Raw genomic sequence first — 21,289 nt, 5'->3', positions numbered from 1 at the left:
GATGCCTGAAAACCGTGTAACGTATCCTATCAGTTTGTTCTGTATCATCTGGCTGGGATTCTCACATCTGCCTCGCCAAAAATGACATTGCAAAAAGATTGGATTAAATTATTTCCATAAATCTAAAAATCAAAAAGGTAACTTATATTTGGAGTAAAATACACTAAAAAAGTAGAATAGTGCTCCGATGGGGATTCGAACCCCAGTGATGAGGCTCATTGTAATCCCACCGTGCATGCTTCCTCCATGATATTGAGCTAAACAGCGCGAAGACAAAAAAACTGCCTAGTGTTTGTAGGGGTTAACGACTCCCCATAATGGAGGTACAATAATTCTTTATGCTGCTCATTGATTTATACTTTTTGTTGTGGTTTGTTCGTCCTCAATAAAACACTTGTGTAGAGTAATTCTTATATAGAAATACTTCAAACAGTTTTGTGTCAGATTTAACGACCTGACAACTAACGAATTTAAGAAGTGAAGACAAAATGAAGGCAAATAATACGAATAGCGATAGCTCTGGTTCTCATGCTAGTGCTCTTGTATCGAATGAAAACTTTGATGTATTGATTTCAGAAATTAATTTAAAAACTGCAAACCTGAATGCATTCTTTTCTATCCTGCAGGCCAGGTTAGAGGCTACACTTTCCAATGAAAAGGCGGACCCTTCTTTAACCCCCACTCGTACCATCCACACCATAGGGTCCGCTCTTCTACCTCCTCTGATTACTCGTGAAGAGATCGAGGAATTCAAAAAGCAAGAACTTGCAAAGTTGGGCCTTGATTACATACCTCAAGTATTGGCAGAGTTTCAGGAGGGAGAGTAAATGAAACTCACTCCCGTCGTGCGTGTTCGCTGGGTAATCGCAGACCCAGACGATGAGGCAGGCTCCAGTATAATAACAGGCATGCACCCTGATCAGATGTCCAGTGCTAGCCTTCGTACAGATAATGATGGATACGTGTATGTTTCCTGGCTGGAAATTATTCCCGGGTGGAAAGCAGAATTATATGGCTTTTCAAAAGCTGTGGTCCGGGGTGGGCTAATACTCATGTCAATTTTGTACTTTTGGACTTTTGGTGTAGTTGTATTTCAATCATTTGGGGTGATCTAAATGACCTCTGATCAAACCTTTCCTGAATGTGTTGAAGTCTTCCCTGATCATTCGCCTGTAATCACAATAGAAGCACGCATTGTAAGCAAGCTTACAGGCATACCTGCAGAGAAACTGCAGGAGATCAAGGATGCACCAAAACCTACGGATGGCCCATTCACTCCTGAAATTGTGAAATATGGCGAAGCTTATCACTTTTTGATTGGCGCTGTTTCTGGATCAGTTCTCACAATCGGATATGTGTTCTATTTCCCTGTTGAGATGGCTATGCAGATCTATGCAGGATTCATGCTGCTACTCATACTATTTGCATTACTGGCTGGATGGAAAGCCACACGTGCCAGGTACATAGAACACTACCACAAGTATCTCACTCTGGAACACTCAGAAGGAGATGATGAGTAATGTCTGGAGAAATCACTATCAACGTACTTTTATCACCGTCTCCTGAACTCGTGGGTCTGCTGACGCAGATATTAGGTGAGGCACATGAAAACTGTCAAGAAGCTATATGTGAGGAATCCGTGGACCATATGGACCCCATAGAAAGCAATCAAGAGGAACTCCGACAACAGAGTGAAGGATCCTGTGTTGATGGGTTTTTATGTTCTGAGTGTGGCTGTCTGGTAGATCTTCATAAGATGATATCCCAGGAACTGACTGGTGATGAAAAGGTGTGTGAATCTTGTTTCCACTCTGATGAATACCAGTCGAGAGGGACTAAGGAGCGTGAACAAGAAATATCCAAAACTGAACAGCCATTGCTCTACAATCCGCCCTCAAATGAATGGAGAGATCTCACGGCTGTTAAAAATCTCCAGTGCCGTATTCATAATGATTCTATTGAGCTTCGTAAAGATGGTGTAGACTGCGATAAATGGTCATTAGACGTTATCTACACCCTGCTTGACCTAGACAATAAATCTCGGTCCAGTGAAATCAAATCACTCACAAAAGATGTGAAATATGGACCACTGAAGAGCACAGCATTGAATCAGCTTATCCTTGCTATTGAGAGTAGGGAGGTGGTTTTGCCGGGAGGTGATGAGTAATGTGTTGCTGGCAGAGATTCATAGAGATCTATTCACGCGAGAATTTTAAAGATCCGGAAAAGAGCCAGGATGATAGTGCAGATGAGGTGATGCACTGATGTCTGAATTCAAGCTCACTCAACAAGAGAAGAAGAACTGGAAAAGGTTCCGTAAGCTCACAAAAAGAAAACCTGGCACACCTCTTAAAAAGATACCTATTGAACGTAGAGAGAAGGCTGTGGCTTTGTATCTTGAAAGCAAGTCAATAGGGTATGTATGCGGCCAGATGAATATGGGCAGGCAAACGCTGACCAAAATATTGGACCTGTATGAGGTGGCGTACTGATGTCTGATACATCAAAATCCACAGACATTGAACTAGAAGGGAAAGAGGACAAATCCTTACATTCTTCTGCAAAAGTTCACCGTCGGATAATCAGGAGAGTCATGCACAGAGGATTTAAGAGTCACATTCGAGCCTGTCCTGTGTGTGGTCACTACATCTGCAGATGCCAGGATATCAAACGAGGGGATGAGGTCAACAAGAAGGTGAGGAAATGACCGGACCGCTCGAAGGATCCCATCCTGCAACAGGCCTCTGCAGGAAAGTAAAGTGCAGGCATCTCCAACCTGAAGAGATTGATACTGTAAGAGGGCCTCGTACCAGCTGGTACTGTGACCTTACCAATAAGATTCCTGGAAACATGGGAGAATGTCCTCTGGATGCTCCGGAGGAGGTCATGAAGGTCCTTGCAGTACGCCAACCCTGGGCTTCACTTATTGCCATGGGAATTAAGGTCCTGGATATCAGGTCTATGGACTGCCACTATAGGGGACCTGTGGCGATCTATGCAACCCGGCGGGATGTCCGCAGGAAGGAATGGAAATACTTCACGGAGGTCCTGGGGAGGAAGATCTCCTCACTTCCCCATGGAAAGATCTTATGCGTGGTGGATATCTCCGGAACGATTCCATTTGACAATCCGGAAAAGTTCGCTGCATACTCAGAGTGTCACTATCTCAGCCCCTTCTTTTTTGAAGAAGGAATGTGCGTACATGGCTGGATCTTCCAGAATGTAAGGCATGTGGAGCCTGGAGTAGGGTTCAAGATGCCAAAGGGCTGCATCAACTGGTCGAAGATAAGGACCTCAGTGATTGATTCTTACCTTCCTGCAGCTGCAGATCAGGAGGTGATAGCTTGAGGTATATTCCTCGAAAGGTTGAATCTTCGGTCCGTGTTTGTCCCGGAGGAAAGATATTGACACGTCCTAATCCATACGGTCCCAGAGTCCGGAGTGCTCTCCCTATGCGAGTACATCGCAGGCCTGCCAGAATTACCAGGATAGCCAGGATCTGGAGGAATGGATCCAAAAGCATTCCTCATGATATTGTCCGGAGGGGGTGATAACTTGAAATTCACAATATCATCAGGTCCGTTCAACGTACCGATTGTGGAGCATGTTGTCATTGTAAAAAGTAGATCATTCACTGAAGCCAGATGGAATTGGGAGATCCTCAAATCGGAGTTATATGCACGTTTTCCGCATCTGAAAAAGACGAGATCCTACAGTATGGCCAGTGAATATGACCATGAATCTGGAATGTACTGTGAGAATGTCTTGATCTATATCGAGTGTGACCAGAAGATTCTCAAGGATGTCTGTGAAAAACTTGGAGGCGAGTACGTATGAGTACGTACGATTGGAAGGATGTCCTGGTGTGGGATAAATGTAAGCTCCCTGCAGTGAGGAGATGCTCACCATGAGCCAGACCTTTAGCTATGACTCAATCATAGGAGCTCTGTGTGACTCTCCAGAACACGCTGGAGCTTCTAATATTGTATGGTCCATATCTAAGGCCACGGAGCAGATGATCACAGCTTTCACAAAGGTGGTAGCGTGACCTTCCATAACAACTTTTCTAATGATCTCCAGAAGGACCTCCCTGGTTTCTTCTGGATTTACTTGACTGAAATAGGAGTGTGATTTTCAAAATTTAGAATACGCATACGTACCCATACGTATCCCAAAAATCCCCGGACCTCTAACACGTATCGCTATGCAGCGGCGTAGCCTAAAAGGTAACTGAGCCGAGGCTCTGTTGCCTTGGCATGCGTACGTACCCATACGTACGTATGCGGCTTTCGGTTTTTTCCGGGTATTATTCAATTTGAAAATCGACACGAAATGTAGGAGGTGGTATTATATGAAAATCAAAACTACAACTTCTATTGATCCTTACTTAAAATCATCATTTGAATCAACTCAATCTCTTCACAATAAATCATTCTCTGAAGTTTTGGAGGCAGGAATCAAACAGGTCCTGGAAGAAGTATCTCCGCTAGACTATGTGCAGCTTACTATTTCTCAGAAAGAACAGGAATTATCTGAACTCCGGGCAAAATTTGCTGAGCTGGAAGTCCTAGAGAAGCAGAGAAAGGTCAGCAAAAAAGCAGAGTCTGAAAAAGATGGAGGACTGGATATCTATCTCGAAGATTTCAGAAATAAGAGATTTTCAGAACATGTAGAATCTGCTGTGAAAATGCTTAGAAAAGGTTCGGAACCAAATTGGAAAAACATGGCCCCACGGTATCAATTCTCAAATGTAAATGATTTTAAAAAATGGTTTTTTGGAAAGATGAATGAAGAAGGGATTGTCCTCTGACAATTCCTGCATCTCATAATATAGGACGTGAAAACATGAGTGTTTTAACCGATGAACAAAAAGAAAACTTGAACAAATACAGTTTTTGCATCATCGTAGGGAAAATAAACGAAGGTATGAGCTACAAAGCCATTCAATTAACAGACGAAAAACCCCATAGAAGAGAAAGGCAATGAGAGATGGGTGTTTGATGGACTTGGATCTGGTAGTTCTTTTTCAGTCTTCCCACAGAAATAACATTTAGTTTCGAAGTTATTTGATGAATCAGCACACATATTTTATATATTTTCTTTGTTAATGTAATAATTCTATCAAGAGTATATACTCTCTAATTTTGCAATAAAAGACATCAAATAACAAATGGCTTATATCACTATATAAATATTGTATAGGTAATTACTACAATGATAAAATTCTTGCCAAAAATATGAAACTTATATTAAAATTTGAATCAAATGGCAGATTAAAACGATTTTGAGGAAATGAAAAACCAATTTAGAGGAGAAAAGCAAAAATGAATATCTCACAAATCGAAGACAACCTGCAAAAATTAATCGCCTCTTTATCGGAAGAAACTTTTATTTATGATCTACTTTTAACTTACGACTTGCCTAAGGCATCAATTACAAGATTAAAGAAAGGAAACCTAAACCTTTCAAAAGTAGATGGTGAAGTTTCTTGGAAAAAAAAGGTATTCTTTAAAGAAGTCTTAGATCAAGATTTACATATATCCATTTCTGAACTGGTCAATGACATTAAACATGACCAGAGGTTTGTAATTGTTACTGATTATAAAACGCTTTTAGCAATTGATACCAAAACACAGGATAAACTGGATATTGAGCTGAAAGATCTCCCTAAACACTATGATTTCTTTTTACCCTGGGCAGGTATGGAAAAAACCCAACATCAAAACGAGAACCCAGCTGATGTTAAGGCAGCCGAGAAAATGGCAAAGCTCTTTGATGAAATTAAAAAAGATAATCCAGATGATTCACCTGAGTTTATTCATGGATTGAATGTCTTTCTCTGCCGTTTGCTTTTTTGCTACTTTGCCGAAGACACTAACATTTTTGAGGAAAGTCAATTTACTAATGCCCTTGCTTCACATACACAGGCAGACGGAAATGACTTGAATACTTATTTAGACAATCTCTTTGAGGTGATGAACACACCTGAAAAAGACCGCAAAGACTTGCCCGTCTACCTCGATGCTTTTCCCTATGTGAACGGTGGTTTGTTCAAGCAAAGATTGCAAATTCCGAGATTTACCAGACGTTCACGCCAGGCAATCATTGACAGCGGTGATCTGGATTGGTCGGTCATTAATCCTGATATTTTTGGCTCCATGATGCAGGCTGTTACCACTCCTGAACATCGGGGCGGTTTTGGTATGCATTACACTTCTGTACCTAACATAATGAAGGTAATTGAACCACTCTTCCTTAACGACTTAAAAGAAGCATTCGGAAAGGTCAAAGGCAACCAAAATAGACGCAATAAATTGCTTAAAAGATTACAAACCATTAAAATATTCGATCCGGCCTGTGGCAGTGGTAATTTTTTGATTATTGCTTATAAAGAACTCCGTAGATTAGAGATGGCAACATTAAAAGAACAGCGTAGTTCATTGCCGATTTCAGGTGTCTCCCTTGGACAATTTTACGGTATTGAATTGGATGATTTTGCTCATGAAATAGCCCAACTGTCCCTTTGGCTGGCAGAACATCAAATGAATGTGGAATTCTTCAATGAGTTTGGACGTACGAATCCAACACTGCCACTTAAAGAAGCAGGAAATATTGTGGAGGGGAATGCTTGCAGGATTGATTGGGAAGAGGTGTGTCCTAATAAAGAAGGGGAGGAAATCTATCTTTTAGGAAATCCTCCTTATTTAGGTTCAAGTATGCAAGACAATAATCAAAAAGATGATTTAGCAACTGTGTTTAAAGGATTTAAAAATTATAAAAACCTTGATTATATTGCATGCTGGTTTAAAAAAGGTGCAGATTATATTAATCAATCGAATTCAAAGTTTGCTTTCGTTTCAACAAATTCAATATGTCAAGGTGAACAAGTTGATCTTTTATGGCCCTACGCTTTTAACCAAAATTTGGAAATAAGCTTTGCTTATAAATCTTTCAAGTGGACTAATAATGCAAAAAAGAAAGCAGCAGTTATAGTTGTGATTGTGGGAGTTAGAAATTCTTCAAGTAAAGTAAAACATCTTTTTGTAGATGGCCTTAAACAAGAAGTATCTAACATAAATCCATATTTGTCAGTAGGTTCCAATATTAGTTTGCCTAGAAGAAGCAAACCCATCAGTAGAATTCCTGAAATGCTCTATGGCAATAAGCCAACTGATGATGGTAATTTAATATTAGACAAACAAGAAGTTGATGAACTAAATGAAAGGTATCCTCAGTCAATACAATATATAAAGAAATTTAGTAGTGGGGGTGATTTCTTAAATGGTAATGAACGTTGGTGTCTTTGGATTACGGATAATCAGGTTGGAAATGCTCAAAGTATACCTCCAATATCTGATAGATTAAAAGCAGTTGCAGAATTTCGAAGAAAAAGTAAAGCTCAGTCCACTGTTGAGTATTCAATTTATCCTAATCGATTCAGACAAATTACGTACCGAGAAACTCAAGCGATTATTGTTCCCTTAACTTCGTCTGAAAGAAGAGAGTACATTCCTTTTGGTTATGTAAATGCTGATACGGTTGTCTCTAATTCTTCCAGTGTCATATATAGTACTGATCATTGGATATTCGGAATTGTTTCCTCCAAAATACATATGTTGTGGGTCAAAGCAGTTGCTGGTCGATTGAAATCAGATTATAGATATTCTTCTGCACTTTGTTACAATAATTTCCCATTTCCCATTATTTCTGAGCGATACAAAGAAGAAATAACTAAATCTACACTCCGTATTTTGGAAGAACGTGAAAAACATCCTGAAAAAACCCTAGCTCAACTATACGACCCCGATAAAATGCCAGAAGGTTTGCAGGAAGCTCATCGTTTAAATGATTTGGCTGTGGAGTGTTGCTATCGCAGTAAGCCTTTTGAAAGTGACGAAGAACGGCTGGAGTATTTATTCAAGCTCTATGAAAAAATGACTTCTGAAGAACAGGAAAATAAAGCTCAAAAAACGAGGAGATAATATGACGGACATAGTACATGTAACATACAATCAAACAGGTGAAAGCACTAAAAACGATTCCTTAGGCATGCGTGATATGCAAGCCAGGGCATATGAATCAAGGGATGCACAATATCTATTGCTTAAGGCACCGCCTGCATCTGGTAAATCTCGTGCTTTGATGTTTTTGGCTTTGGATAAATTGAAAAACCAAGGCATTCAAAAAGTCATTGTAGCTGTTCCTGAGCGTTCTATTGGAAGTTCATTTGCTAAAACTGATTTAAGATCACATGGCTTTTTTGCTGATTGGGAACCCAATGATCGATACAATCTTTGTACACCTGGAAGTGACGGAAGCAAAGGCAAAGTAGAAGCCTTTCACAATTTCATGGACAATGACGAAGAGATCCTTATTTGCACGCATGCTACCCTTCGTTTTGCATTTCAGGAATTGGACGAAGCTAAATTCAATAACGTCTTGCTTGCTATTGATGAATTTCACCATGTTTCAGCCGATGTGAACAGTCGTTTAGGAGAATCACTGCGCGATATTATGATGAAATCTTCAGCCCATATTATTGCTATGACAGGCTCGTATTTCAGGGGTGATAGTGTCCCTATTCTGGAACCAGAAGACGAAGCTAAATTCACCAAAGTAAGTTACAATTATTACGAACAGTTAAACGGCTACACATATTTGAAATCGCTTGGAATTGGCTATCATTTCTATCAAGGTAAATACACCTCTGCCATTTTAGAAGTTCTGGACACGGATAAAAAGACAATTCTGCATATTCCAAATGTCAATTCTGGAGAGTCCACTAAAGACAAACACAACGAGGTCGATTTTATTTTGGATGAAATTGGTACAGTACTCAGACAGGATGCTGATACAGGGGTTATCCATGTTAAAAGGGAAGCAGATGGTAAGATCTTGAAAGTAGCTGATTTAGTCGAAGACAGTCCAAAAGAAAGAGATAAGATCGTTAACTACCTGAGAAATATTGAATCAATTGATGATATGGACTTGATAATTGCTCTTGGTATGGCAAAAGAAGGGTTTGACTGGCCTTATTGTGAGCATGCTTTGACCGTTGGTTACAGGGGTTCATTGACAGAGATCATTCAAATAATAGGGCGTGCTACCAGAGACAGCAGTAATAAAACACATGCCCAGTTCACAAATCTAATTGCTCAACCTGATGCTGCTGACGACCTGGTGAAGCTATCGGTTAATAATATGCTCAAAGCCATTACAGCTTCTTTGCTGATGGAACAGGTCCTAGCTCCTAATTGGAAATTTAAGACCAAACTTTCAGACGATGATGAAGCAAAACCTGGTGAGATCAAAATAAGAGGCCTTAAAGAACCAAGTTCCAAGCGGGTAAAAGACATTTTGGAATCAGACATTAATGATTTGAAAGCAACTATACTTCAAGATGACACCATGCTTAAAGCCATGCCAGGTAATGTGGACCCTGAAGTCATTAACAAAGTTCTCATACCAAAGATTATCAGGATAAAGTATCCTGAATTGTCAGATGATGAAGTTGAAGAAGTTCGTCAGCATGTAGTAGTTGATTCGGTTATTAAAAATGGAGAAATAAAAGAGTCTGGAGATAAGCGTTTTATCAGAATGGCAGACACTTTTGTGAACATTGATGACATACACATTGATCTCATAGATCAGGTGAATCCTTTCCAGAAAGCCTTTGAGGTTCTTTCCAAGTCAGTTACCACACAAATTCTAAAAATCATTCAGGAAACCATTGAAGCAACTAGGATCCGAATGGATTTTGAGGAAGCCAAGATTCTATGGCCTAAAATTCAGGAGTTTGTTAAAACCTATAACAAACAACCAAGTCTGAGTTCAAATGATCCACTAGAAAGAAGAATGGCTGAATGCATTATCTATTTGAAAGAAGAAAAGCGAAAGCAAGGTGCTTAAAATGGATAAGGAGAGCGTTTTACATGAAATATTCAACTCCGATCATATGGGTTTGCTTGATGTAAAGCCCAAAAAATCTTCTGCTCTAGGCAGTGATGACCGTTTGCTTGCATCTTTTCAAGAGATTAATCACTTCATTGAAAAACACAAAAGAGAGCCTCAACCAAATGCTGGAAATATTTCTGAACATATGCTTTACTGCCGCTTGAAAACCTTCAGAGAAGATGAAGACAAGAATCTGGCTTGTAAATTATTTGATAAGTACAGCTTACTCAAAAATGAAAAGAAGGAAATAAACTCAATTGATGATATTTTTGGTGACGATTCTCTTGATATTCTGGGTGGTGATTCAAAAGGATTGTTTGATTTCAAACATATCCCAAAAGAAACGACCATGCCGGATTATGTTGCAAGTAGAAAACCATGCCAAAATTTTGAAGAATTTGAATCCCTGTTTATACAATGCCAATCCGATCTGGCAAATGAAAAGCGTAGATTATATCCATTCAAAAATGAACAGGATATTGTCGAAGGCCATTTCTTTGTATTGAAAGGATTATTGCTTTATGTCGCTCAAGTTGGAAAAAAATCCAGTGAAAAAGGCAAAATAAATGCTCGTCTAAGATGCATATTTGAAAATGGGACTGAATCAGACATGCTTTTAAGATCATTATCTGCAGAACTTTATAAGAATGGTCGTCGAGTATCGGAAAATGAAGATGGACTACTCGGTGACCTAAAAGGTATTACTGAAGAGGATAAAGAAACCGGGTTCATTTATATTCTAAAGTCATTGAGCAGCGACCCTAAAATAAGAACTATTTCAAATCTTTACAAGATTGGATATTCAAATGTACCAGTTGAGGAAAGAATAAAAAATGCTGAACAGGAACCGACATATTTAATGGCACCTGTCAAACTGGTTTCAATATTCGAATGTTATAATCTAAATCCACAAAAACTGGAACAATTAACCCATAACTTTTTTGGAAAAACTTGCTTGAATTTAGATATATTTGATAAGAATGGGATACGGCATACTCCACGAGAATGGTTTATAGTACCATTAGACGCAATCGAAGAGGCTATTGAATTCATAATTTCTGGTGATATTCTCGATTTTCGTTATGATATAGAAAAGGAACAGATTGTGGCAAAGTAAAAAATGGGCTCTGTAGAAATCCTATCATAACACACATATATGGAATGAAGAATGAATGCACTACATTTCAAATTTATGATGAGCTATTTTCAAGATAGTTATTGCCCATTAAATACATTATGGGTATAATCGGAACCTATTTCCATCCTACCAGCCTTCTCCGGATCTCCACCTTCTCGCCGTCCGTGAAAGGCAAGCCCTGATAATGCAGCATAGATGTCAAACTATCATGTCCCTGGCGCAAACAGATCACGTTAATTGGAATCTCTGCAGTGATCATCCAGGACTCTATACTTTTTCTGGTGGTTTTGCTACTCAACCCTAATGAGTTAAGGCCGGATTTTTCACTCCATCTCAAAAGGTTCTCATTCCAGGCAGATCTCGAAGGTGGCCTTTTATTCTTGAAGAAATAGTCCAGGACATTCTCCAGCTGGCCAGGGATGGGATGCACATACCTTTCAAGCTGCTTTCGTTTTGCCTTCTTCTGGGCTTCCTCCGGAAGATGTATTGTCTTGCGGATCTTCCACCACCATTGCGGATGATCATGCAACCTCTGGACCTCAACATATCTCATCCCTGACCAAAAGCAGACATCAAAGATAGTTTTAAGATACATCTGAGGGATACTATCTCTTAGTAGATCAACCTCATAAGGTCCTAGGACCCTAACACCATTAACCAGGATAGGCTCCGTTTTTATCATGCTGTTTTATTATAACAACAAAATTCTATTAGTTTCTATGGTTCTATCCTGGGAAATCTCCCCGGGTTCTGCAGTGAAAAGCTGTCGTTATAGGTGAAAACGACAAGACAAAATTAGTATTTTCTTAAACATCATGGGGGGATACTGGAAACCATTAAGTGATGTGTTTCTTGATTACATAAACCATCCTGAAGCCAAATTTGAAGGGGAAGTTGGGATTTTAGAGAGAAGGCATCTGAAGCCTAGTGGATGTGTGTATATTGGCAAGGAAGCAAATAAGATTGAAATGCAGGAGCTTGAGAGCAATACTGTTGAGATGTATCATGATATTGAAAAGATACGGGAGTTTGTTATTGGTTTAACTCCCGCTGAAGCTCGGGAAATTGGGATTAAGTACAGGAGTACATTGAAGAAACTGAAGGATAGGGTGAAGGAAGAAGATTTTAATTTGAATACGAAGGAGATGAGGAATATATTGGAGAAATGTCGTTATGACATTTCCTCATATTCAGGATCTTCAACTTTACCCATAAAGAGTATACAGCCTGTTCTCTTATCTTCAATGATGAACAAAAACGGATGATTTGCTTCGAACTCCCATGGAGAATCAGGTGCACCTTCCTCTTCCATAACTACGGCTGTTGCAGCAGTGGCTTCAGTACCTTTTTCATTTACACCTATAAACGCCTGATGATAAACCTCTGATATAGATAAGCTTCCTTCTGGCAGCTCTTTAATATCGAAAATACCCGTAAAGTTGGCAGAACTTGGATTGAAAGCATCGACAACCCCCATTTCTATTAAATGAGGTTTTAATTCAGCCCCGGTATTAAACTTAAATTTTGGTATCAAAGTTTTGACATAGTGTTTAGTTTGCATATCAGCCTTCAATTTATTATAATACTTAAAACTAAATTCATCTTCAAATGCTGCAATATTTTTTTCTTTTGGGAGGACTATGTACATACATAGGTCGTTGCCTTTGTATGGCAATTCTAATATCTTCGCTTTTTGATCATCTCCATAGTTGAACTTCTGCACATTGTACATTGTATCAACAAGTTTCTCCTCTCCATTTGAAAGAGTGAATGATCTTTCCCGTGTAGCAGGCTCTTCAAATTCATACACCCATTTTCCATTGAAATAAACTGTATTTGTAATCACTAATCTTGTATTGGAATCAATTCCATTTTTGGGTATAAGATCTTTTATTTTGTCATTGGTTTTTTCCGCAATCCAAGTGTTAATGGTATCTGCAGATTTCTCAGGTTCACCTATAAAATTAAGTGGTGTTACCATTCCATCGTAGTAGTTTTTGGCATTGAATGCATATTGTTCATTCAAAGGATATTCATCAAGAACCCATAGTGCATTTGCTGTTTCCAAATCATATGCGGCGTTGTCAGAATTGATTGCATCTATCATCTCTTTTGAACTCCCTTCAAGAATAGGTTTGCTGAGAGGATAGTAAAATACGTTTGCCATTTGTTCTTTTGTAGAACCTTCAGCTCCGTCATAACAAATAGCCATTGCAGTAAATATGCTGTAGGGTGAAAAGAAAACATTTTCATCGTTGTTTTTTACCATTGAATACATATCAAAAGCAAAAGCATTATTTGCGGCTGCAATATCGTAATCTTCAACCGATTCTGCATTTATCGTAGTTTTTGCGTTTACAGTCGAATCTTCAATACATCCAATACACAGTAGTGCAAGTAAACTTAACAATGTAACTAAAATAATTTTTGTTTTATCCATAATTTATGATTCATACAGGAATACTTAAAAATTTTTAATATTCTCGTAAATAATAATATTGCACTTATTTGCTTGAAATTATTAATATGCTTAAAATTGATTGTGTATGTTCTGCACAAAATAGCGTACACTTTTTCAGCGTTGTATATGTCCCCCCATAACTATGCGACGGGTGTAATTCGAACCAATTTTATCTTTTTATCTTTAAATATACTTTTGAATGTGCCTATAATATCAAGCTTATCCCATTCTACCGTATAATCGGAAGCTAGATTCACCTCACTACCCTTCTCTGGAGATCTCCTCCGGACTGACTAGCCCACCCTCATCCTAGCAAGAGCACGCAACACTCATAGATTTAACCAGTCTATCATTTGCTTGAGGCTATCGCTTTTCAGTTATATTATTAAGTATAATTAAACAATTGCTGCTGTTGCGGTGTTTGTCTTCGTCCAGTTCTGTAAGGTCCGCTCAGAATATCCAAGCAATTCAGCGACTTCTTTCCATGTTCTATCTTCCTTGAGGATTGGCAAAGCTTTATCGAATGCATTGCTTTTGTTTGTCAGCAGTCTTATCCTGTTACCATCAACAAGGTCCTTCTCTCCGCTGACCTCTTTGAAAGCATTCTGATAGAATTTATTTGCATATGCCTCCTTCATTGCTACATATTTATTCCATACTTCATGGGGTGGATGTGGGATATAGAGAGGATCTATGGTAGTATGGTTGCCACCACTGAACAGGATAAGTGGCTCAAGCTTTGTAAAATCAAATACCGGGTTGTGATTAATTCTCCAGTATTTAGCTACACCAAGTTTGTTCTTGAAATCAATGGTCTTTGTTTCAATAACAGCGTGCAGTAATGTTTTGACCTGCTTGTCAATGAACGACATTGAAGGTACTGTGAATATTACACACAGGTTCAGATGCCTGAAAAGCTGTGTCACATAGCCTATCAGCTTGTTCTGTATCCTCTGCCATTCTCTGGCTGGGATTCCTACGCCTGCCTCGTCAAAAATAATAGCCTGGCCTTTTTTCATCTTAGGGATATATTCCAGGAAATCCTTTGGTGTGAAAACGATACGGGGATTATCTTCAAATGATGGATCTATTCTCCTGGCCAGCTCAACAGCATCCGCACTTTTTCCGGATCCGGTTTCACCTACCATGACACACATGAAGTTCTTGTCCTGTTCATTAATTCTATGCCGAATCATTCCGGCAACAGCGTCAATACTGGAGCTCATTGTTTGCCTCCATTACATTAGGCTGCTCTTCAGCAAAGATATCATCTTTACCACAGGCTGCACTTGGCAGGAACCTCTTCCTGTATGCTAATCTCATCAAAGCTCTATGTTTGCGTTTGACCAGGTCCCGCTCAATGCTGAGCTGTATTTGCTTTAGTTGATTCGGAGTTTTTGCATCAACACTATCTGTTTTCATCATCTCTTTCAATTCAGATATGTACTGTTTATCCTTGTACGGATCCATGATGTTATCCAGTTGCTCCACTAATCTGGAAATTGCCGCATAGTTTTGAAACGCTGAATTTTGAACGATGAAATAATTGATCTGCAGAATAAGATCCGTAAAATTGACTACCTGCAGGTTTGAATTATCCGCAACTATTCGACCCATTTATTCATCCTTCAAACTTTTGGAAATGATTAGCGTATTCTCGTTCCTGACAGCAACACAAACACTCTCCCCAATCTGTGCCCAATTTGAAGGTATTGTGACAGCTACTGAATGGCCTTTTCTCGATACTTTCCTAAACGATATGTTTTCCAGTTTTGACCTTAATATAATCTCATTGAGCATATTACCTGTCCCTTTTGTGATACTTAAGCTATACAAATAACCATTTATGGCTACAAATACTACCATCTTGTCCTATTTATATAATGCACATGTATCCATCGTTTTCAGGATTGGGTGGTGCTGTAGGGACTTTCGAAGTATGGAGTCGGGATGCTTTTAACCGTGGCGTGATCTCATTAATTTTTCCCCACACGTCCATTATCTCCTTTTTTCTGGTCACCAAAAAATAACAGGTGACAAGAACATTGTTTTAACAAAATTACAGGCCAATGATGGCTCTTATACTCTTGATTCTGTCCGTGACATAGTAAAACACATTCGTTATCTAGTCACTCATTGTGGAATCTTGGTTAATGCCGGGAAATCTCGCTTTGAACCTGCTGACGTGTTCGGAAATCTCCACAACTGGAAACCTGAAGAATACTTAACTCCGGATGAAATCAAAGATATACAAGTTGCTGTGCTCGATATTTTAAACGAAAAAAGAACTAAGCCTTATGCCGTTGGTTCAGATGGTGTGCTTTGTTACTTGGGTGATGGATCCGCAACTGATAAACACTCCCTTAAAGAACTTGGATATCTCCCCTTAAAAGAATTTGTTCCATATGATGAATTTTCCGGCGAATGCCTGGAAGCCTGGTTAAAATCAATAAGGAATCCTGATAATGCTGCATTTGTTCACTACCTGGTTAGTGAATACTCTCGAATTTTGAAAGATGACACAATACCACAAAAAAGCGGCGTTTATTCCTAGAATATTTTAGAGTTCCTCCAGACAGTTTCAGAATCGCAACGTTAAGTGTGTAAGGTTGGTACGTAGCTAAAATTGAAAATTTAATAAAATTTTTATTCTACATTACACTCTTTTATTGAAAAGGTTGTTAATCTCTGATCATACAGCAAGTCTTCATGACATCTGGTTGAATATATTTTAGGGGTATTTACATATGGTGGATATAAACATCTTGATTTTATACAGTTATGAGATCTACTGTCACTTGTACAAATTAGTCCACATTTGGAAGCTATTGTGATTGCGATTATATGAGGATCATCACAGTCCAATAGATTATTTTCTCTAAGTTTTGCTTCTACTTCTTCTTGAATCTCATCTACAATACCATCTTTTATTTTTACGATCCTGTTTTGTTTTGAAAGTTCATTAAGGAGACTTAAATACCTAGGCATTCGACTTAATTCTGCTTTATACTTGGTTCCACCATAAATGGGTTTACCCATTTTTTTAATCATTATCCATTTATATACTGGCTCAAATTCATGGTGCCTGTTATTCCCTGGAGAGAATACGCATGAAAGTACATTAATGTCAATAATGATGCCCATATTAAATCTCCAGTAAACTTAAGTCTTCTTTGATGAAGAAATCTCTAAAAGATTCAGGCTGATTTTCAGCATATTTCCCATTTTTTTCTATTTTAATTGAACACACTCTGTTTTTAGATTTTTCACGTGTAAAAAACAGAACCTGAGATTCAAAGTTCTGATTTTTATTTGCTTCGTTTAAATGGGTGTTAAGTCTAAATCTATCTATCAAAAAATCACTGTGTGTTTCAATCATAAAATTTATTTTGTTTTCAGTAACAAGCTCATGGAATAAGTCTCCTAAAGCTGCTTGTGCTTTTGGGTGCAAGTGAACTTCAGGTTGTTGAATAATGATACAGGTATTGTCTTCATTAAATATGGAACCTGTTAAAATTGGTAAAACTTGTGCAACACCATATCCTACATTTGGGATTGCATAATTATAATCACCCATTTTAATATCTAATTCAAATGGAGAGCCTGGTTCATTTCCATATGACTTAATTTCGACTAAATCAAACAAACCACTTTCAGCACCAAATTTATCCATCAAATCTTTTTTGGTACTTTGTTTTTTATTTTTCTTACCAAGTATGGTTTTTAATATGTAAGGTGCATGGTCCCCTTCAGGAGTCGATTTTGCTCTATATTCATCATATGTCTTTTTAGGCTTTGCTCTAATGGGTGCAATCCATTCGACTGATCCCATATTTGTTATATTGAATATGAAAGATGGAAGTCTGAAACTCAGTGTCCGGGTATCTGGGCGGTTTTTTGGAGATTCCATTATTTTTATCTCCATTAGAATTGTATTTATTATGAATATTACATCATCAATATCGTAATCAGCACTTATATAATGATAATCTCTTTTGGTTTGTTCATCCATCAAATCTACTGCTTTTTTTAATACATGGTAGGATCGTTCATCTTCATCTTCCGTGTCCAATATATCGATATGTTTGTAACAATACCGTACACGTTTTCCATTTAACATAATCTTGATAATACGACCCTCATCGATGTAACAAAAACAGTACAGTTTTGGAATACCTTTTTTATTTTGGTATTTGAGAATGATACCAGAATATGGGACATTTTCAGTGTCTTCGTTAAACTGTTCTTCCAATAGTCCAATTTTAAAATAATTACTTATGTCATGATTTGAAATATCTTTGAATAAACCAAAATTCATATCATCTGTGCGACCCAGACCTGCATACCAAAATCGAGGGCTGTACATTAAATTAATTAGTGACATTATCGATGTTTTTCCAGTACTATTTTCCCCTACAAAAAAATTGACATTTTTTAATGAAATAAATTCATTTTCAAACCCTCTGTAATTATCAATATAAAGAATTGTCATATCCATCACCGATTATAATATTGTTAACTGTTATGTAAATTAATGTTTGAACATATAAAAGTATTCAATTTCATTTGCTCAAATTTTAATTTGGGCATTTGCAAAATGCCCTTGTTTTGCTTCAGGCACACATTGCAATCCATAACGTTGCAACCCACCAGCCGTTAATCCCGTAATAAATGCATGACTGAAAACGAAGGAGGGTCAAATCTTGAAAGAAAAGGAAAATATGGACATTGCTTTTATGGGTGGATCTATAGATATTCGTGCTCAAGGTTCATTCGTAAATCAAAAAACTGGTGAACTTGTGGAACATTGCTCAAAGGTCATTCTAAGCTACATATCTGACGATAATGACACTTGGCGATATTTCCTGAATATTTTTAAATGCACAAAAAGGATGATTTCTTCCTGCAGCTGGCGTAGATCTAAACGCTAGATTATACAAAAAGGAAAAGTTACTAAATTATACTCCCGTTCTAAACAGAATCTAATCAATAATTAGAAATGAGGTGCATCGACCAGCTATTATAATGTGGGGTGGTTGGTTTGGGGGTAAAATAGCTAGCCAATCGACACATCTTGCGATATATAGGCAAGTTATTCTATATGTGTGTTGCTATATTATCTTAGGTTATATCAGTTGTTAAAAAAATTATTATATTGGTGTTTACTTATTTCTATCGTTTAATCGGATAACGATTCAGAAAAAGAAGCATTACAATAACTGCGGAACACATTTAAGATACATCTTTTTTGCTTCCGGCGGTTTGATCCTATTGTAAAGATCCTCTGCATCCTTAGGGGCATCCCCTCTAAGCCATTGCCTGAAATCCTTCGGCATTCCTGCCTGTCTCATGTGTGTGGTCCAGCAATGCCTAAAACAGTGTGGGGTAAATCGTTCTATTAGTGGTCCCTTGTGATTGTGTATGCCTATCTTTTTTGCATAATGGGTGGTAATGTAATACATATCATCCTTATGAAGGGGTGCTCCTGTGTGGGTGATCCATAAGCTGTTATTCCCTTGCTTTACTACGTTTTTTCTCCATTCAAGGTACTCTTGCATCAGCTGTTTTGTTTCCTTGTCAATGAAGGCCAGGCACATTGTTCTTTTTCGGAATTTTGGGTTTATCCAAACTTCTCCTTCATCAAGTAGAATGTCATCTTCAGTAAGTGCCATGGATTCGCCCCTTCTCATTGCTGTTTTTTCTAACAGCGTCATTATGGCTTTGTCCCTTATCGGTGCGGTCCTTACGTAGTTATGTATTATTCTGTCTGGTCTTTCATCATCAGGGGCTGCTAATAGCTCTTTCATTGTTGAAATATCTATTACCTGTCTGGTATTGTTGTAATGGTACTGCTTCTTTAGTCTGAGATAGCGGTCCCTGAATACGGGTACTATATTGTTTCTGGTTCCTCTTGTGAAATCCAGGTAATCAAAATATGCATTAATGGCGCAAAAATGACCATTCAGCGTACTTGGTGCTCTGTTTATCTGTTTAAGATGGGTTAGGTATCGCTTGAGGTCTTCGTATGTGGCCTCTTCTACACAGTTAGTGTACTCTAAAAAATGCCTGACATTGCAGGTATATGTTGTTATTGTAGATCTCACAAATCCTCTACAATACATGTCATCTACAAAACCCTCAATATGTTTGGACTGTGCGCAACACATTATATTATGGAAGATTCCATCATTGTTTTTTAATGTTACTTGCATGACTTCACCACAACAAGTAACATTTTTAACAGATATATTGTTAATTAAGTTAAAATGTTAGTATATAACGTATTCTCTACTCAATGATGTGAAAAATAGTAAAAACGATATGAGGAAGCATGCTCCGATGGGGATTCGAACCCCAGTCGCAGGAGTGAGAGTCCTGCATGATTGGCCGTGCTACACTATCGGAGCAGTCTGATTTGCTAACAGCACCCTTGAAAGTAACTCAAGATTTATTAATCTTTCGTTTAAAGTGAAAAAGGATGTATGTTTGGGGTTTAGGCAAACATAGCATGAGGCATATTTGATTCTTCTTCTTCATCTGCAACTACTTTTTCGTAAGCCTCCATCATATCTTGCATGGTGATGCTTTCGCCGCGTCTTCTCAGGACGAACATTCCAGCCTCTTTAGCAATGATCTTCAGGTCGGCACCGCTAAGGCCATCTGTCATCTTTGCCAGTTTATCAAAGTCTACATCTTCGGCGAGGCTCATCTTGCGTGCATGTATCTTCAGTATTTCCAGACGTCCCTTTTCATCGGGTATTGGAACTTCGATAACACGGTCAAAACGTCCCGGGCGAAGCAATGCAGGGTCAAGCAGGTCTATTCTGTTGGTTGCAGCAATGACCTTCACATTCTGTGTTGCGTCAAATCCATCCATCTCAGCCAGAAGCTGAAGCATAGTACGGTTGACTTCTGCAGAACCTGTGGTGCCGTCATGTGTGCGCATACCGCCCACTGCATCGATCTCATCAATGAAAAGGATCGATGGTGATTTGTCGCGAGCCATCTGGAATACATCCTTGACCAGACGCGCACCTTCTCCGACGAATTTCTGCACAAGGTCGGAACCAGACATGCGTATGAATGTAGCATGTGCTCTTGAGGCGACAGCCTTCGCGATAAGGGTCTTGCCTGTTCCGGGGGCACCGTAAAGCAGCACACCGGTTGGTGGTTCGATACCTATCTTTTCAAAGAGTTCAGGTTCAAGTAGTGGGAGTTCCACAGATTCGATGACCTCTTTGAGCACGTCATCCAGACCGCCTATCATGTCATAGTCGATTCCCGGAGAGTTGATAAGTTCCATTATCTGGGCGCGCACATCGGCTGCCCTGGATATAATAGATATAATAGAGAATGCGGCATTAACACAAACTCTCATGCCCGGTTCTATATTCAGGTTTGCTGGTACTCTTGTCACAACTTCCTGGTTATTTCCGTGCTGCCTGATGAGTGCCTGACCGCTGTCAATTTCCATTACTGTGGCAATGAACAAAGGTGGGGTGGTCAGTTGCTCTATCTGCCTTTTGAACTTATTAGTTTCTTCAAGGTAATTATTAGCTAACATACTTGCTTCAAGTAACTTAGCACGCATGTTCTCGTTATTGACTTTAAGTATCTCGATTTCGTGAAGTAATGATTCTACACTTTTTTCTTCAAGGCTATCAGATTCGATCTGCGCCTTCATTTTTGAGCCATTGGTGTCAATTGGTGATTCAGCACTACTATTTGACATAGAT

Annotated in this window: 25 protein-coding genes and 1 tRNA gene; 16 read left to right on the top strand and 10 right to left on the bottom strand. The window is 38.6% G+C overall.

What is annotated here, in order from left to right:
• The first annotated feature begins 488 nt into the window (after nt 1–488).
• From WN948_RS05025 to WN948_RS04965, 13 genes are all read left to right on the top strand, one after another.
• Nucleotides 489–827 (top strand): hypothetical protein, encoded by a 339-nt coding sequence (locus WN948_RS05025; protein ID WP_342305911.1) that lies wholly within the window; start codon nt 489–491, stop codon nt 825–827.
• On the top strand, nt 828–1,115 hold the full coding sequence (locus WN948_RS05020) for a hypothetical protein (RefSeq protein WP_342305910.1): 288 nt from the start codon (nt 828–830) through the stop codon (nt 1,113–1,115).
• On the top strand, nt 1,116–1,520 hold the full coding sequence (locus WN948_RS05015; protein ID WP_342305909.1) for a hypothetical protein: 405 nt from the start codon (nt 1,116–1,118) through the stop codon (nt 1,518–1,520).
• Nucleotides 1,520–2,167 (top strand): hypothetical protein, encoded by a 648-nt coding sequence (locus tag WN948_RS05010; RefSeq protein ID WP_342305908.1) that lies wholly within the window; start codon nt 1,520–1,522, stop codon nt 2,165–2,167. The genes WN948_RS05015 and WN948_RS05010 overlap by 1 nt, the downstream gene beginning before the upstream one ends.
• A gap of 97 nt (nt 2,168–2,264) precedes the next feature.
• Nucleotides 2,265–2,492, top strand: a complete 228-nt coding sequence (locus WN948_RS05005) for a hypothetical protein (RefSeq protein ID WP_342305907.1) — start codon at nt 2,265–2,267, stop codon at nt 2,490–2,492.
• On the top strand, nt 2,492–2,707 hold the full coding sequence (locus WN948_RS05000) for a hypothetical protein (RefSeq protein ID WP_342305906.1): 216 nt from the start codon (nt 2,492–2,494) through the stop codon (nt 2,705–2,707). The genes WN948_RS05005 and WN948_RS05000 overlap by 1 nt, the downstream gene beginning before the upstream one ends.
• Complete coding sequence (locus tag WN948_RS04995) at nt 2,704–3,348, top strand: ASCH domain-containing protein (RefSeq protein WP_342305905.1); 645 nt, start codon at nt 2,704–2,706, stop codon at nt 3,346–3,348. The genes WN948_RS05000 and WN948_RS04995 overlap by 4 nt, the downstream gene beginning before the upstream one ends.
• Before the next feature lie 159 nt (nt 3,349–3,507).
• Nucleotides 3,508–3,837: a hypothetical protein gene (locus WN948_RS04990; RefSeq protein WP_342305904.1), complete on the top strand. Its 330-nt coding sequence runs from the start codon at nt 3,508–3,510 to the stop codon at nt 3,835–3,837.
• A gap of 61 nt (nt 3,838–3,898) precedes the next feature.
• Nucleotides 3,899–4,048, top strand: coding sequence for a hypothetical protein (locus WN948_RS04985; RefSeq protein WP_342305903.1), 150 nt, complete (start codon nt 3,899–3,901; stop codon nt 4,046–4,048).
• A 303-nt stretch (nt 4,049–4,351) separates the two neighbouring features.
• The gene (locus tag WN948_RS04980) at nt 4,352–4,810 is read left to right on the top strand and encodes a hypothetical protein (protein WP_342305902.1); all 459 of its coding nucleotides are present in this window, start codon (nt 4,352–4,354) and stop codon (nt 4,808–4,810) included.
• 514 nt (nt 4,811–5,324) lie between these two features.
• Entirely contained in the window at nt 5,325–7,982 is a 2,658-nt protein-coding gene (locus tag WN948_RS04975; RefSeq protein WP_342305901.1) for a DNA methyltransferase, read from the top strand.
• Between the two features lies 1 nt (nt 7,983).
• Nucleotides 7,984–9,909: a DEAD/DEAH box helicase family protein gene (locus WN948_RS04970; protein WP_342305900.1), complete on the top strand. Its 1,926-nt coding sequence runs from the start codon at nt 7,984–7,986 to the stop codon at nt 9,907–9,909.
• A gap of 1 nt (nt 9,910) precedes the next feature.
• The gene (locus WN948_RS04965; protein WP_342305899.1) at nt 9,911–11,071 is read left to right on the top strand and encodes a GIY-YIG nuclease family protein; all 1,161 of its coding nucleotides are present in this window, start codon (nt 9,911–9,913) and stop codon (nt 11,069–11,071) included.
• Nucleotides 11,072–11,207: 136 nt separating this feature from the next.
• On the opposite strand, the gene WN948_RS04960 is transcribed toward WN948_RS04965, so the two are convergent.
• Nucleotides 11,208–11,774 carry a site-specific integrase gene (locus WN948_RS04960; protein WP_342305898.1) on the bottom strand — a complete coding sequence of 189 codons (567 nt, stop codon included), beginning with the start codon at nt 11,772–11,774 and terminating at the stop codon, nt 11,208–11,210.
• A 133-nt stretch (nt 11,775–11,907) separates the two neighbouring features.
• Between WN948_RS04960 and WN948_RS04955 the strand changes: the two genes are divergently transcribed.
• Nucleotides 11,908–12,357 (top strand): hypothetical protein, encoded by a 450-nt coding sequence (locus tag WN948_RS04955; protein ID WP_342305897.1) that lies wholly within the window; start codon nt 11,908–11,910, stop codon nt 12,355–12,357.
• Here WN948_RS04955 and WN948_RS04950 read toward each other — a convergent pair.
• The 4 genes from WN948_RS04950 to WN948_RS04935 all read right to left on the bottom strand — a co-directional run bounded on the left by WN948_RS04950 (nt 12,264) and on the right by WN948_RS04935 (nt 15,353).
• Nucleotides 12,264–13,532 (bottom strand): serpin family protein, encoded by a 1,269-nt coding sequence (locus tag WN948_RS04950; RefSeq protein WP_342305896.1) that lies wholly within the window; start codon nt 13,530–13,532, stop codon nt 12,264–12,266. The genes WN948_RS04955 and WN948_RS04950 overlap by 94 nt on opposite strands.
• A gap of 416 nt (nt 13,533–13,948) precedes the next feature.
• On the bottom strand, nt 13,949–14,779 hold the full coding sequence (locus tag WN948_RS04945) for a zonular occludens toxin domain-containing protein (RefSeq protein WP_342305895.1): 831 nt from the start codon (nt 14,777–14,779) through the stop codon (nt 13,949–13,951).
• Nucleotides 14,763–15,170: a hypothetical protein gene (locus WN948_RS04940; RefSeq protein ID WP_342305894.1), complete on the bottom strand. Its 408-nt coding sequence runs from the start codon at nt 15,168–15,170 to the stop codon at nt 14,763–14,765. Before WN948_RS04940 ends, WN948_RS04945 begins: the two co-directional genes overlap by 17 nt.
• Nucleotides 15,171–15,353, bottom strand: a complete 183-nt coding sequence (locus WN948_RS04935; RefSeq protein WP_342305893.1) for a hypothetical protein — start codon at nt 15,351–15,353, stop codon at nt 15,171–15,173.
• A gap of 346 nt (nt 15,354–15,699) precedes the next feature.
• Between WN948_RS04935 and WN948_RS04930 the strand changes: the two genes are divergently transcribed.
• A complete protein-coding gene (locus tag WN948_RS04930) occupies nt 15,700–16,107 on the top strand; it encodes a hypothetical protein (protein WP_342305892.1) in 408 nt (135 codons plus the stop codon).
• A gap of 92 nt (nt 16,108–16,199) precedes the next feature.
• On the opposite strand, the gene WN948_RS04925 is transcribed toward WN948_RS04930, so the two are convergent.
• Entirely contained in the window at nt 16,200–16,697 is a 498-nt protein-coding gene (locus WN948_RS04925; protein ID WP_342305891.1) for a hypothetical protein, read from the bottom strand.
• A 1-nt stretch (nt 16,698) separates the two neighbouring features.
• On the bottom strand, nt 16,699–18,045 hold the full coding sequence (locus WN948_RS04920; RefSeq protein ID WP_342305890.1) for an AAA family ATPase: 1,347 nt from the start codon (nt 18,043–18,045) through the stop codon (nt 16,699–16,701).
• A 211-nt stretch (nt 18,046–18,256) separates the two neighbouring features.
• On the opposite strand from WN948_RS04920, the gene WN948_RS04915 reads away from it, so the two are divergent.
• Nucleotides 18,257–18,484: a hypothetical protein gene (locus WN948_RS04915; protein WP_342305889.1), complete on the top strand. Its 228-nt coding sequence runs from the start codon at nt 18,257–18,259 to the stop codon at nt 18,482–18,484.
• 279 nt (nt 18,485–18,763) lie between these two features.
• Here WN948_RS04915 and WN948_RS04910 read toward each other — a convergent pair whose 3' ends face one another.
• From WN948_RS04910 to WN948_RS04900, 3 genes are all read right to left on the bottom strand, one after another.
• Complete coding sequence (locus WN948_RS04910) at nt 18,764–19,765, bottom strand: tyrosine-type recombinase/integrase (protein WP_342305888.1); 1,002 nt, start codon at nt 19,763–19,765, stop codon at nt 18,764–18,766.
• A 120-nt stretch (nt 19,766–19,885) separates the two neighbouring features.
• Nucleotides 19,886–19,960, bottom strand: a tRNA-Glu gene (locus WN948_RS04905).
• Nucleotides 19,961–20,046: 86 nt separating this feature from the next.
• Nucleotides 20,047–21,285: a proteasome-activating nucleotidase gene (locus tag WN948_RS04900; protein WP_342305887.1), complete on the bottom strand. Its 1,239-nt coding sequence runs from the start codon at nt 21,283–21,285 to the stop codon at nt 20,047–20,049.
• Between the last annotated feature and the right edge of the window lie 4 nt (nt 21,286–21,289).

The sequence above is a fragment of the Methanolobus sp. ZRKC5 genome (genome assembly GCF_038446525.1).
Taxonomy (GTDB): domain Archaea; phylum Halobacteriota; class Methanosarcinia; order Methanosarcinales; family Methanosarcinaceae; genus Methanolobus.
The sequence above is the reverse complement of the archived record's forward strand: the minus strand, read 5'-3'. Positions and strand labels throughout refer to the sequence as shown.